Raw genomic sequence first — 12,616 nt, 5'->3', positions numbered from 1 at the left:
CCGGCAGATCACCAGCGATGGGGCGACTTGGCTCGATCGGGAACTGGCTTCACCCACAAGAACATCGCTGGCCGAGGTGGGATTCGGCCGTGAGGTGAGGGAGGCGATCGACCGGCGCCGGCAGAGCCTCGAAGACATGGGCTACGCGACCCGGCTGCCCAACGGTTCCCTGCGTGCACCGCGCGACATTCTTGAGCGCCTGGAACGGTCCGAGATCGCGCGCGTGGGCCGTGCGCTGGCGGCCGAGCGTGGCCTCACCTTCATTGAAGCCAAACCGGGCGAGTATGTGAGCGGCCGGCTCGCCGGCGTTGCCAACCTCGCCTCGGGCCGTTTTGCCATGCTCGACAACGGCCTGGGGTTCCAGCTCGTGCCTTGGCAGCCTGTGCTGGACAACCGCATCGGCCAGCATATCACGGGTGTCATGCGCGACGGGGGTGGGCTCGAGTGGCGCTTCGGCAGGAAGCGCGCGCTCGGCCTGTGATGGCCATGTCAGTCATCCCGCGACCTGATGTGTGTTGAACGGCAAGGGTGGGGCCGACTACGGCCTGTCCGGTTCTGGCTGAAATACTCAGAAAGCCGACGTTCGGCCAACGACCCCATATACGTCGTTCTGAGGCCTCCGGCGTCTCCCCCGAAGCGGCCATTCGAACAGCAGAAATATTCCCGTTCTCCATCTCCGATCAGCCATTTTGGAAAGGGCAATCCGGAACAGATTTTCGGAAAGCCTGCGCCGCTTCCGTGGTTTATTTCGGTCTGACCTCGACCATCCCGTTGGAGGTTCTTTTTTTGGGAAGCGCCCGAGAGTCACTGCTGGGGTGAGCAATTACCTCCCTTGCCGGGCCTTGGTCTGACGTGTCAGCCGCGATCGGCGGACTGGGCGATTTCCTGCCTTAACTGGTCGACCTTCGCGCCCGCCCACTGCCGGGCGTCGTCGCCGAACACGAGCCGCGATGGTGCCTCGCCCTGCGAAGCAAGCGCTACGATCTGCGCGGCGAGCAGCTTCGGATCGCCCGGTTGGTTGCCGCTGGCCTCGTCCACGAATGATCTATACTGCGCAATCGCCTCGGCATAGTCTGGAATGTCGATGCTGCCGAAGCGCGCCGACTTCCGGTCCATGAAGTCGGTACGCAGCATCCCCGGCTCGATCAGGAGCGAGCGGACGCCCAACGGTGCCAACTCCTGCGCGAAGCCCTCCATCCATCCCTCGACCGCGAACTTCGACGCCGAGTAAACCGCCCCCCCTGCGTTCGAGACCAGCCCGCTGACCGACGAGATGGTGACGATGAGGCCTGAGCGACGCTCACGCATATGGGGGGCGACCGCGCGCGCGACGTTCATCGTGCCGAACAGGTTGACCTCGAACTGGCGCCGCACCGCGGCATCGGTGAAGGTCTCGAAGAAGCCCAGTTCGGCATAGCCGGCATTGTTGACCAGCACGTCGATCGCACCGAACCGCTCGATGGTCTCGACGGCGACCGCGTTCGCGGCTTCAGCGTCCGTGATATCAAGCGCGAGGGCCTGCAGACGATCGTGTTCGCCCCCGAAGGCATCGCGCACTGCATCAATGGACCGCGCCGTTGCCACCACCGTTTCGCCCGCATCGAGCGCGGCGCGCGTGATCTCGCGTCCAAGTCCCCGGCTTGCGCCCGTTACCAGCCAAATATTGCTCATCATCTGCTCCTCGTTTCTTTTGCTGTCACAAACTAGGTAGGTGTGCTAATTGGTCGAGATAATGGGCTAATAAGTAACAAGCTCCAGTAGCAGGATTTATCAATGCGCCCGGATCAACTCGGCGACCTCGCCGTTTTTGCGGCGATTGCTTCCGACCGCAGCTTCACGCGTGCCGCAAAGCGGTTGGGCGTCACGCAGTCGGCATTGAGCCAGACCATGAAGCGACTGGAGGGCCAGCTCGGTTTTCGCCTGCTCTCCCGCACAACGCGAAGCGTCGCTCCGACCGCTGCCGGCGAGCGCCTGCTCGCCACCTTGTCGCCGGCACTGGCCGGATTGGACGACGAGATCGAGGCGCTGTCCCATACACGCAGGGCAGCGATTGGTACCGTCCGTATCACGACGGGCAAACACGCTGCGGACACAGTACTGTGGCCGATTCTGCCATCCTTCATGCGCCGCCACCCCGGCATTGAGGTGGAGGTGTGCGTGGAGGACGGGATGACGGACGTCGTGGCGGGCCGCTACGATGCGGGCATCCGGCTCGGCGAGCGATTGGAGAAGGACATGATCGCGCTGGCGGTGGGGCCCCCGCTTCGGGTCGCGGTGGTTGCCACTCCCGGCTATCTGAATGACCACCCAGCTCCGGTGGAGCCGGCCGACCTCACAGGCCATCGCTGTATCGCCTATGGCGACACGCATAGCGGCCTATCTCCGTGGTCGTTCGAGCGCGAGGGCCATGCGGTAACGGTCAGGCCAGGCTGCGGGCCGGTGTTCAACGACGGGGGCCTTCTGGTGGCCGCCGCCCTTGAGGGTTTCGGCATTCTCTACATCCTGGAGGATCTGGTGGCGGCGCCGATCGCCGATGGCCGTCTCGTCCGCCTTCTGGAGTCGTGGTGCGAGCCGTTCGCCGGCTACCACCTCTATTACCCCGATCGGAGGGGGACGACGGCCTTCGAACTGTTCAAGGAGGCGCTTCGAGAAAGCAGGGCCGTGTAACGGCTTGGCCAAACGTCGGCGTCGCTTCTCGAAACTCGATCGTTGCCGGAAAGTTCGCGGAACTCCGTCAAAGGCGGCTTTATCTAATACCAATCCCGAAGCGGACGGGAAGCTTTCCACTCCAAGATTGACAGGCAAGCAACATAGCCCGCGCGTCAAAGCGGCCATCCTGATGTTTCGGATGGCCGCTCAACATCAGATTTCGGTTCGCTCGGCCAGGAGCAATGCGTCCTCCACGTCGACACCAAGATATCGGACTGTGTTCTCAATCTTGGTGTGGCCAAGCAGGATCTGTATGGCGCGGATATTGCCCGTCGCCTTGTAGATCATCGAAGCCTTCGTGCGACGGAGTGAGTGCGTGCCGTATTCCTCTGGACGCAGACCGATCGCCGTCACCCATTCGTCGACCAGGCGCGCGTACTGCCTCGTGCTCATGTGGTGCGTGTGATCGATCCGGCTCGGGAAAGCATAGTCCTCAATCGTGCCGCCGCGCCGTTCGAGCCAGCCCCGCAGGCTTGCTCTTACGTCGCCGGTGATTTCGAACTGGACTGGTCGACCGGTCTTCTGCTGTATCACGATCGCGCGAGTCCTGATTTCCGGTCCGGCGACCACATCGCGAATTCTGATCTTCACCAGGTCGCATCCACGAAGCTTGCTGTCGATCGCAAGGTCGAACAGGGCGCGGTCACGAATGCGGCTCTCGCGGTCGAGGAAGAAGCGAACGGCCCAGATCTGTTTCTGCGTGAGCGGACGCTTTGTCCCCACCTTCTTTCCCGCGTTCCAAGCAGCGCGCTCGCGGATAGCATCATCGAATTGAGAGTGGCCCATGTGAGTTCTCCTTGGCCAAGATTGGCCAAGGGAAAAACGGGATCGCCAGCATCACAGCTCCGGGGCCGGAAGCTGCCTGTCCGGTTGCAGGCCACAAACCAGACAAGCTGCCATTTGCACTGATGCCAATGCAATCTGCGAGCTGCTTCAAGGCTAGGCACGTCTGAGCTGATCCATTCCGCGCACAGCCATAGAGCATGATCAGGACCTGTTCGCTGCGTTGGGTTCCGGCGCCGACGGAATTGATCAGCTGCGTCGCGGGATCAATAGCGCATCATTTTCGCAATTAAGGAGATATCACGGGCAGTAATGCAAACTGGGGAGGCTCGCGGAGCCATCCTCGCCTCCCTCGTCGGCTCGGCAAAAAAACCTTCTGCTGTGTGTTTTCATAAGCATCGGTGTGATCTCGGCTCGAGAGTTTTGTATGATCTCGGACCGGTTGCGAGAAACGCGTGACCTGCTCCAGCCTATTCGCGCTTGGCTCTTCAACCCGACCGCGAAGCTGCTGCGGTGTTTCATTGCAACTGCTTCCTCCGTCGCACAGCCGGTGCGAGACCGAGGCAAAGGCGAAGATTGCACGCGGCGGCCAGGAACATTGAGGAAGACAAGGAGGATGCGGCCGATGTCAGCGATCGAATCGGTCAAGATAGTCTGCACGCGCGGCCTCGTGCTTGCGCCCGTAGCAGCACTGCTGCTCAGCATGGCGCTTCTTTTGTTGGGTATTGGCTTGCTGGGAACCCTGCTAGTCGTCCGCGCAGGGCAGGAAGGCATTTCCAGCGAAATCATCGGCGCGATGATGTCCGCTTACTTCGTCGGTTATGCTGTCGGCGCGCTGTTCCTGCCGCGCGTGATTGTCTCGGTCGGTCATGTAAGGACCTTTGCAGGCTTTGCCGCCATTGCGTCAATGACGGCGCTGCTTCACGTCGCATCGGTCGAACCCTTTGCATGGGTGCTGCTGCGCATTCTGACCGGCCTTGCCTATGCTGGCATGATCCTTGCAACCGAAAGCTGGCTCAACGCACATGCCGTCCCGTCTACGCGCGGACAACTGCTGTCGATCTTCGGCGTCGTATCGATGGCCGCGTGGGCTTTGGGCCAGGCACTCCTCAACGTGGCCGCACCCGAGGGAGTGGCGCTGTTCCTCATCGTGTCGCTGCTGATATCGGCGGCCGTCGTGCCGATCACTCTGCTGCCGAGCCGTGCACCGGTGGAGGTAGAGCAGGAGCCGGTTCCTTTCCGTGACCTTCTCTCCATCTCCCCGTTAGCGACGAGCGGTGTATTCCTGGCCGGTCTCGCAATCGGCGGGTTCTGGGGCATGGGGCCGAATTTCGCCCAGCGGGTCGGTCTTGACGTCGGTGGTATCTCGGCTTTCATGGCCGCTGTGCTTGGGGGGACACTCGTCCTGCAGTGGCCTCTCGGATGGATTTCTGACCGACTGCCACGCAACCTTATTATCGCTGCCGCGGCGCTGGGAGCAGCCCTCGCCGCTATCGGTATCTCTTTGGCGGCGGAAGCCCCCCTTCCGGTGCTGCTGGCTGTCGGCGCCCTCTTCGGCGGCTTCGGCATACCGATCTATTCCTTGTGCGTCGCCTTGGCCAATGATGACCTGTCGCCGGGCCGGCTGCTCGGCACCGCGCGTGGCCTGCTCCTGCTCAATGGGCTCGGCACAGCCGCAGGACCGCTCGTCGGCGGCCTGGTGATGAACGTCGCCGGACCGGGAGGGCTTTTTCTCTCCGCGGCGTTCTTGTTGGCAGTGCTGGCGGTGGCGGCCATTCTGCGTCCGCAAATCCGCCGCTCGCGTGCAGCGATGTCGGCGCGTTGTCCGCACACGCCACTGATAACGCTGTCGCTCGACGCGATGCTGCAGCAACAGCAAGGCGGGTCGAGTCGCGAAACGCCAAAGCAGGCATAAGTTTCACGATGAGGCGGGCAGCGTAATGCGTGAGACTGTGGCTTACCAGATTCTGGCGGCAAATCGACAGCACTGATGCCTAGCCATAGCGGGCTGCCAACATCTGCGATCGCGCGGGAACGATGACTCGACGATCGCGGGTGCCAAGATGACGACGCGCGATTTGTATTGCTTGGGGCGACTGGCCATCCCGGAGATACGGCGCCCATCGTCGGGTGTTCGGCCTATCGATGGCGATCCGCTATGCGAGCGTCACAGGAATGTGAGCAGCGCCGCTTGTTCGCCGGCGGGACCAGGCCCATTCAGCAACTGCACAAGAAGTTCTTCCTGGATGTCGTGAGAAGCTACGGTCTTTCGTCCTTGGGACATAGAGGCTCGACAATCAGGCCGAGGAGGCTGTTTCGATGGGTACGGTGCAGGCGCAAGCGATCATGTCTCTGGATGGCTACATCGCCAAGCAGGACAACACGATCGGCCGGTTGTTCGACTGGCTCCAGAACGGCGAGGTCGCCCTGCCGACCCCGGCCGGAGACTTCGAAGTCCACCTCAGCCCGCCGAGCGCAGAGTACTGGCGGCAGTGGGTTTCCTCGCTGGGGGTATTGGTCTGTGGCCGCACCTTGTTCGATGTGACCAATGGTTGGCACGGTCGGCACAGCCTGGATAGGCCCGTCGTCGTGGTCACGCACCACGTCCCCTCGGACTGGGTCGAAGCTCACCCCGACGCGCCATTCTCCTTTGTGACGGACGGAGTGCAAGCCGCGATCGCACTTGCCCAGGAGATTGCTGGCGACCGCGTCGTCTCCGTCACCGGAGGGACCATCGCCAAGCAGTGCCTGGAGCTGGGGTTGCTGGACGAAGTGGCCGTCAACCTGGTGCCAGTGGTGATGGGTGAAGGCAACCGCCCCTTCTTCGGTCAACTCTCCTCAAACGACATCCTGCTCGGCAAGCCGACCGTATGCGTGCAGGGGGACCGCGTGATCCACCTGGTCTTCCCGGTGCAACGATGACGGGAACCATGGGCCACTCGTGAACCTGTCGCCTGGCGCGCGAGCGGGCTCCTTCATCGCCTCGAACGAAACAAGCTGAACCTCGTGAGGCCGGCCCACTTCTTCCAGCGCCCGGCGTACGCGCATGTCGTGCGCAAGTCCCTGGCCTCAGTGGGGTGACGTTTCAAAGGCGGCAATGGTGGGCTTCATGGAAAGCTTCAGTTGAATTCCTCATTCCGACGAGAGGAAGGCGCGTGATTGCGCCGATGCTATACAAGACGGACTCAGACGTGCAGGGTGGGCCGATAGATGAGTTCCTGGATAGGCCATCGAGTGTCCGGCTCTCTCTCTCTCTCTCTCTCTCTCTCTCTCTCTCTCTCTCTCTCTGGCCCAGGTGAAGTCGGCCGCGCCCCCGAAAAATTGGTTCCGTTCCGGTCTAGCCGGTGATCACGTGAAAGAGCGTCACCTGGACGCGATCGACCAGACCGGCGGCCATCAGCGCCTGGTTCATCGTTAAGCTGGCGTGCGAGCGTAACAGCACATTGAACTCCTCCTTGAGCCGGGCGACGGCGTCGCCGCTTCCGAGGGTTGCGTCCGGCCAGTCGAGGGGGCCTCCCGCCAGCGCGACCGGCACCGCGCAGGCGATTGTGTCGTATTACCGGAAGGACCGGTAAGCGACCCTATGCAGCGTTCGCCTGTTCGACCTGAAGGGGTCGCTCCGTGGCGTTCCCTGATGCTTGTCGAATGCGAAGGACGGAGCGCTTCGGCGGGGCCTTGAAAAGACGGCCATACTCGCGGGTGAACTGCGAGACGCTTTCATAGCCCACCTCGAATGCCGCGCTGCTTGCAGAGAAGCCCTCATCCAGCATGAGGCGGCGCGCCTCGATCAGGCGAAGCCGCTTCTGATACTGTCCAGGTGTCAGCGAAGTCATGTACCTGAAATGCTTGTGAAAGGCGGTGAGGCTCATCGCTGCTGCCGCGGCCAGACGCTCGACAGGCACGCGCGATCGATACTCCTCCCTGAGGATGGCGATCGCTGCCGCCAAACGGCCCTCATGGCCGTCGGGGGCCGCAAGGGCCCGCAAGGCTTTGCCGTGCTGCCCGGAGAGAAGCCAGTAATGCAACTCTCTCATGATCCCAGGGCGCAGCAGCGGCGTCGCGTCAGGAATGTCGACCAAGCGCATCAGCCGCGTTGCACAATCCAGAACCGCCGCATTCGTGACTTCGGCGAACAGGGTGCGTATCTCCGACGGAGGCTGCGCGCGCATTTCGCCCAGATGCGCTGCGAGCTCACGCAGGGTCGCCATCTCGAGTTCGACGGCGACTGCGATATAGGGCTCGTCCGGGCTCGCCTGCACGATCCGGCCCACAACTGGCATGTCCGCGCTCACGATCACCGACTGTCCGGCAGAGAAGACACGCTGCTCCCGCCCAACCGTCATGCGTTTGGCACCCTGCAGAACGAGGCAAACTAGCGGGCGATAGACCGAATGCAGATCGCCGGGCGGTGATCCGATACACATCATGCGCAGCCCCGGCACTGGCGTAGTCGCCAGTCCCTCGCGGTTCGCGTGGTGTGCGGCGTACTTGCGAATAGCATCCTTGAGCGCGTCCATGGGATGGGATCTCTCCTGTAGTGCGGGGAGCCTAGCACGCCCGCGAGCGGATATCACCCGACCTGCAGGATTCGGCAAATTTTGCGCATGCTTTGGCAAGCCCCGGCGCGCCCGCACGCGGTATGCAACGTCCGGACAGAAACCAACTCGCTCGAAGAAAGGAGACTATGATGCCTGGACAGAACAAGGTGCAGAGGCGCACCGTGCTGGCAGGTGCTGCGTGGAGTTCCGCGGCACTCGCGATGGGCGCCGCCCACGCTCAAACAGCCGGTCACGCGCCGGCATCGAACGGCAAGGTCGCAATCGTTACTGGCTCCTCCCGAGGCATCGGCGCCGCAACCGCCAAGCGCCTCGCCCGCGACGGATATGCCATCACCGTCAACTGCGAGAAGAACCGCGATCTTGCGGCGGGCGTCGTCAGGGAGATCGAGGCTGCAGGGGGCCGCGCCATCTGGGTGCAGGCCGACGTCAGTGACCCCGATGCCGTAAGGCGGCTGTTCGACGAGAACGAGCGCGCCTTCGGCGGGGTCGACGTGGTGGTGAGCAACGCCGGCATCATGCGGCTTGCGCCCTTCCGCGACATGGCCGATGCCGACGTCAGCCGCATGGTCGACGTCAACCAGAAGGGCAGCTTCTTTGTGCTGCGCGAGGCGGCACGGCGAGTGCGCGATGGCGGTCGCATCCTCGCGCTCTCGTCGAGCATCACACAACTGCGCAGCCCGACCTATGGGCCCTATGCGGCGACCAAGGCGGCTCAGGAACTCTTTGCAAACGTTCTCGCCAAGGAGCTCGAGGGGCGCATGATCTCGGTGAATGCGATGGCCCCGGGCGTCGTGAACACCACTCTCTTCACCGACGGAAAGACGCCGGAACAGATCGCTGGTTTCGCCGCGCGCACGCCGCACAAGCGCCTCGGGGAACCTGAGGACATCGCCGACACGATTGCAGCGCTTTGCAGCGGCGATGGTGCCTGGATCAACGGCCAAACGGTATTCGCGAACGGCGGAATTGTCTGACCCGAGCTATTGATAGAAGGAATTTTCAACGATGAAAACAACAGGGAATACCATCCTCATCACCGGCGGCGGATCTGGGATCGGCCGGGAACTGGCCAGGCGCTTCAATGCGCTTGGAAACACCGTGATCATCACCGGCCGCCGCAGGGAGGCGCTTGAGGAGACGATTGCCGGCCGGGACCGGATGCATGCGATGACCCTCGATGTCGAGGATCCGGAAGCGATAACGGCGTTTGCGAAGCGCGTCACCGCGGAGCATCAGGCGCTTAACGTACTGATGAACAACGCCGGCATCATGCGCCGCGAGGATCTGACCAAGGCGCGCGATCTCAGGGACGCGGAGGAGACGATCGTCACCAACCTGCTGGGGCCGATCCGGCTCACGAACGCCCTGGCCGACCACCTCGCGAGCCGGCCAGACGCCGCGATCGTCAATGTCTCATCGGGTCTCGCCTTCGTTCCGCTCAGCGCCACCCCGACCTACAACGCCACCAAGGCGGCAATCCATTCCTACACGGTCTCATTGCGCCAGCAACTCCAAGGCAAGGTCGAAGTGATCGAGCTTGCGCCACCCGCGGTTCAAACCGAGCTCACACCCGGCCAATCGACCCGCGAGGGGTACATGCCCCTCGATGCCTTCATGGACGAGGCGATGGCGTTGTTCAGGCAGGAGCCGACGCCCAGGGAGATCCTGGTCGAACGGGTGGGGTTCCTGCGCTGGGCGGAACGAGATGGCCGCTTTGATCAAGCGGTCGGGGCGCTCAGCACTCACTGAGCGGCAAGGTGCTCGGCGTGAAACGTCGAAGCATAGGGGGGAATCTGTACCGATCCCGGCCAGGCATGGCGATCGGGACCTCAAACACTCTCAACCTCGCATGAAAAGGCACATACAATGCGTAAATTCATTCTCTTCACTTTTACCCTTGCCATCATCGGGCTCGGCCTTGGCGATGCAAATGCGCAGGGTCACACCGGCTACAATGCTTCGGACGAATTCGGTCCCAGCTCGCAGAACGATCTGCCAGCGGGTCTCAAAGGGCAGTCCGCTGTTTCCGATGCCGGGCACATCACCTCCGGCACCGGGCGGGTGGCGGCCGGTTATCCTGCCCGCGCCCAGCTTGGCAACGCCGACCGGGTATATCGAGGCTACGATGCCTCCGACGACTTCGCGGTTTCAGACGACTAGGAACGGCACTGGCGTCCCTGCATTCAAACCAGAGGCAGCCTCGGTCGAGGCTGCCTCTTTTAAGGCCATCGAAGCGGTGAGCTTCACCGGCGTCACCTTCTCGCCGAGCCAGCCAATCCCTGACGAGCTCGTTAAGAAGCTCGCCCTTGGCTTCTAGAAGGGATCAAAATCTCTGAGCGGGTCGATGTCGGCAAAGCTCTTCGTCAACGCTTGACGCGACGGTTCAGGATGGGGTGAACCTCAAGATTCGGCCCGTGCCAGCGCCTTGGCATTGCTAACGTAAAGCGGAGATCGACTTCGGCAACGGGGCCGTAAGCGGTCGGTCAGCTTTTGGAAGGCAGTGCGAAAAGCGACCCTCAGCTTCCGTACCCGAAGGTCTGCGGAGCACGACGCAGCGACCGGGCAACGCTTGATGATCCGGTCTTTCCAAAATTGCCGCAGGGGACGCGTTGAGCACGCTAACCCCTATGGGCGTCTTTATCATTTCCTTACGTCCCGCTCCCGCATTCACAATCGAAACCTGACCGCAGACGGACATATCCTCTTAAGGGTGATCCTGAGAGGAGTCTTGCAATGCTCGATCTCGTTTTCCTGGCCGTCGGCCTCGGTAAGGATAGACGCGCTGCGCCCGGGAGGACGTAGTCTCTCATGTTCCCGGCCAAGGGTGAAGGCGAACGGGATCGGCTGCCTAGCAGAGTTTCGAAGCAGTCGGATTGTGTGAAGCTGCACAAAGCGGGGCCGGGCTGAGAGACGACGGTTGATCACTCTCCCATCCGCGGGTTGGATACCGCCTTCCGTGTTTCCGTCTCGGGGCTGTCCTCGGTCTAGAGGGCGGGCGTCGAGCGGATTGGCTCGGCCACATAACTAGCGACAGGAGTTCCCCACCGTGGCCCCATCCACGGCACTGTGCAGCGGGTTGCGTCGAGATCGCTACTACGGTGCGACCTCCTGGCCGATGGCCACAGGAAGGCGGCCATCTCGCGCGCGATCGCGGCCACGATCAACGCGGCTCCTTTCCGGCGGTGCTGAGGCGACGATAGCGGGCGCAGAGCCGGACCCTCAGGGTCTCGCTGACCCTGGCTGGGTAGCGGTAGGTCCAGGCCGCTTCAACCAAGGCGCGGCGCGCGCGTCGTTTGCCGGCGAGCGTCAGGCCCGACCGGCGAACGGTATCGCCAGTCGAGCGCTCCCCCGGAACTAAGCATTTGCGGCGCAGGTCGTCGGCTGCGGCCTCCCGGGCCCGGACCAGATCGCGGACAGCCTCGTGGGTCACTTCCGGCACCCACACCCGGCTGCAGCCGCGCCAGCGTGACCGCGTCCCCTCGGATTGTCTTGATCCGCTCTCCACACGGCCGTAGCCTTCTCGTGCAGTTCCAGGCTCGCCGTCCGTTGGATGGCGCGAACATGGGCAGCTCGCCCTCTTCGGTGCGCACTTGGCAGAGTCGAAGTGGAAGTAGCCGATGGGTAGCTCTTGAACTTCCCTTTGGCCGGCGGTCGCCGGAATACCGCCGCCCGCTGCCCGACTACCAGCTGACGTCACCGCCACCCCTCAAGGCCACTATGACCTCATGGCAGGCCGACACCGGATGATAATCGGTCTTGGCCGGAGGGCTCTTCTCATTGCTATACTTCCGCCCGAATCGGTCGAGAATGCGAAACCAGCCGCCATGTTCGTGGTCGATGAAATGCCGGTCGGCATATTCCCAGCCGCGCTCGTACCAATCCCAATATTGCCGCCGCCCCGTCTGCAGCGCGAGCAGGGCGGCGGCAGCTATCATTTCGGATATGACCCAATAGTAGCGGTCCGTATCCAGGATGCCGCCGTCGGGAGCAAAGCTGTAGTGCATGCCCTGGGCCTCTCTATCCCAAGCCTTCTCCATGGCCGTGTTGAACAGCCGCTCCGCCGACTCGACATGCCAGCCTTCGGGCCGATAGCGATGGAGGATCAAGAGCAGCTTGGCCCATTCGACGAAGTGGCCGGGGAGATAGCCGAAGGGCTTGAACAGATGCCTCGGATCCTCCTTGTTGTATTCCCAGTCCAGGCTCCAATCACTGTGGTAGTGCTCCCAGATCAGGCCTCCTGATTGGGCCGTGAGTTCACTGCAGATGCGCCGCGCCAAGGTGGCGGCGCGATCGAGATAGCGCGCCTCGCCTGTCGCTTCGAAAGCGGCAAGCATCGCCTCGCACATATGCATGTTGCTGTTCTGCCCTCGATAGGCGGGGACAGCCGACCAGTCGCCAGCGCCGATCTCGTCCACATAGAGTTCGGCGTCCGCCTCCCAGAAGCGCGTTTCCAGCAGATCGTATGTTTCGGACACCAGGGCCTGCGCCTGCGGCAGGCCTGTTTTGGCTGCCGCAGCGGCAGCCAGGAGCACGAAGGCATGGCCGTAGCAGTAGCGGGTTGGGTC

Annotated in this window: 13 protein-coding genes and 1 pseudogene; 7 read left to right on the top strand and 7 right to left on the bottom strand. The window is 62.7% G+C overall.

The window, feature by feature from the left end:
- A partial coding sequence (locus tag RIN79_RS21210) for a DUF3363 domain-containing protein (protein ID WP_309086695.1) occupies positions 1-481 on the top strand: 481 nt, incomplete at its 5' end.
- A 374-nt stretch (positions 482-855) separates the two neighbouring features.
- On the opposite strand, the gene RIN79_RS21205 is transcribed toward RIN79_RS21210, so the two are convergent.
- On the bottom strand, positions 856-1,674 hold the full coding sequence (locus RIN79_RS21205) for an SDR family NAD(P)-dependent oxidoreductase (RefSeq protein WP_309086694.1): 819 nt from the start codon (positions 1,672-1,674) through the stop codon (positions 856-858).
- 99 nt (positions 1,675-1,773) lie between these two features.
- On the opposite strand from RIN79_RS21205, the gene RIN79_RS21200 reads away from it, so the two are divergent.
- Positions 1,774-2,667, top strand: a complete 894-nt coding sequence (locus RIN79_RS21200) for a LysR family transcriptional regulator (RefSeq protein ID WP_309086693.1) — start codon at positions 1,774-1,776, stop codon at positions 2,665-2,667.
- A gap of 195 nt (positions 2,668-2,862) precedes the next feature.
- Here the strand turns inward: RIN79_RS21200 and RIN79_RS21195 are convergent, their stop codons facing one another.
- Positions 2,863-3,495: a tyrosine-type recombinase/integrase gene (locus RIN79_RS21195; RefSeq protein WP_309086692.1), complete on the bottom strand. Its 633-nt coding sequence runs from the start codon at positions 3,493-3,495 to the stop codon at positions 2,863-2,865.
- Between the two features lie 622 nt (positions 3,496-4,117).
- On the opposite strand from RIN79_RS21195, the gene RIN79_RS21190 reads away from it, so the two are divergent.
- Together RIN79_RS21190 and RIN79_RS21185 are read left to right on the top strand one after the other, a co-directional pair.
- Entirely contained in the window at positions 4,118-5,407 is a 1,290-nt protein-coding gene (locus tag RIN79_RS21190; RefSeq protein ID WP_309086691.1) for an MFS transporter, read from the top strand.
- Between the two features lie 404 nt (positions 5,408-5,811).
- Positions 5,812-6,414, top strand: a complete 603-nt coding sequence (locus RIN79_RS21185) for a dihydrofolate reductase family protein (RefSeq protein WP_309086690.1) — start codon at positions 5,812-5,814, stop codon at positions 6,412-6,414.
- Between the two features lie 42 nt (positions 6,415-6,456).
- On the opposite strand, the pseudogene RIN79_RS21180 reads toward RIN79_RS21185, so the two are convergent.
- From RIN79_RS21180 to RIN79_RS21170, 3 genes and pseudogenes are all read right to left on the bottom strand, one after another.
- Positions 6,457-6,603 (bottom strand): annotated as a pseudogene (locus RIN79_RS21180) (glutathione S-transferase family protein); the annotation flags it as partial.
- A gap of 226 nt (positions 6,604-6,829) precedes the next feature.
- Entirely contained in the window at positions 6,830-7,027 is a 198-nt protein-coding gene (locus RIN79_RS21175) for a hypothetical protein (RefSeq protein WP_309086689.1), read from the bottom strand.
- A 46-nt stretch (positions 7,028-7,073) separates the two neighbouring features.
- Positions 7,074-8,009, bottom strand: coding sequence for an AraC family transcriptional regulator (locus RIN79_RS21170; RefSeq protein ID WP_309086688.1), 936 nt, complete (start codon positions 8,007-8,009; stop codon positions 7,074-7,076).
- A 170-nt stretch (positions 8,010-8,179) separates the two neighbouring features.
- Between RIN79_RS21170 and RIN79_RS21165 the strand changes: the two genes are divergently transcribed.
- The 3 genes from RIN79_RS21165 (at position 8,180) to RIN79_RS21155 (ending at position 10,211) form a co-directional block, all read left to right on the top strand.
- Complete coding sequence (locus RIN79_RS21165; protein ID WP_309086687.1) at positions 8,180-9,025, top strand: SDR family oxidoreductase; 846 nt, start codon at positions 8,180-8,182, stop codon at positions 9,023-9,025.
- A 31-nt stretch (positions 9,026-9,056) separates the two neighbouring features.
- Complete coding sequence (locus RIN79_RS21160; protein ID WP_309086686.1) at positions 9,057-9,800, top strand: SDR family oxidoreductase; 744 nt, start codon at positions 9,057-9,059, stop codon at positions 9,798-9,800.
- A 117-nt stretch (positions 9,801-9,917) separates the two neighbouring features.
- The gene (locus RIN79_RS21155) at positions 9,918-10,211 is read left to right on the top strand and encodes a hypothetical protein (RefSeq protein ID WP_309086685.1); all 294 of its coding nucleotides are present in this window, start codon (positions 9,918-9,920) and stop codon (positions 10,209-10,211) included.
- 1,000 nt (positions 10,212-11,211) lie between these two features.
- On the opposite strand, the gene RIN79_RS21150 is transcribed toward RIN79_RS21155, so the two are convergent.
- The gene (locus RIN79_RS21150; protein ID WP_375165992.1) at positions 11,212-11,481 is read right to left on the bottom strand and encodes a transposase; all 270 of its coding nucleotides are present in this window, start codon (positions 11,479-11,481) and stop codon (positions 11,212-11,214) included.
- A 250-nt stretch (positions 11,482-11,731) separates the two neighbouring features.
- Positions 11,732-12,616 (bottom strand): AGE family epimerase/isomerase (locus tag RIN79_RS21145; RefSeq protein WP_309086684.1); only part of this gene is annotated, 885 nt, incomplete at its 5' end.

The organism is Chelativorans sp., assembly GCF_031180965.1.
Classification (GTDB): Bacteria; Pseudomonadota; Alphaproteobacteria; order Rhizobiales; family Rhizobiaceae; genus Chelativorans.
This window is presented reverse-complemented; position numbering and strand designations above follow the sequence as displayed.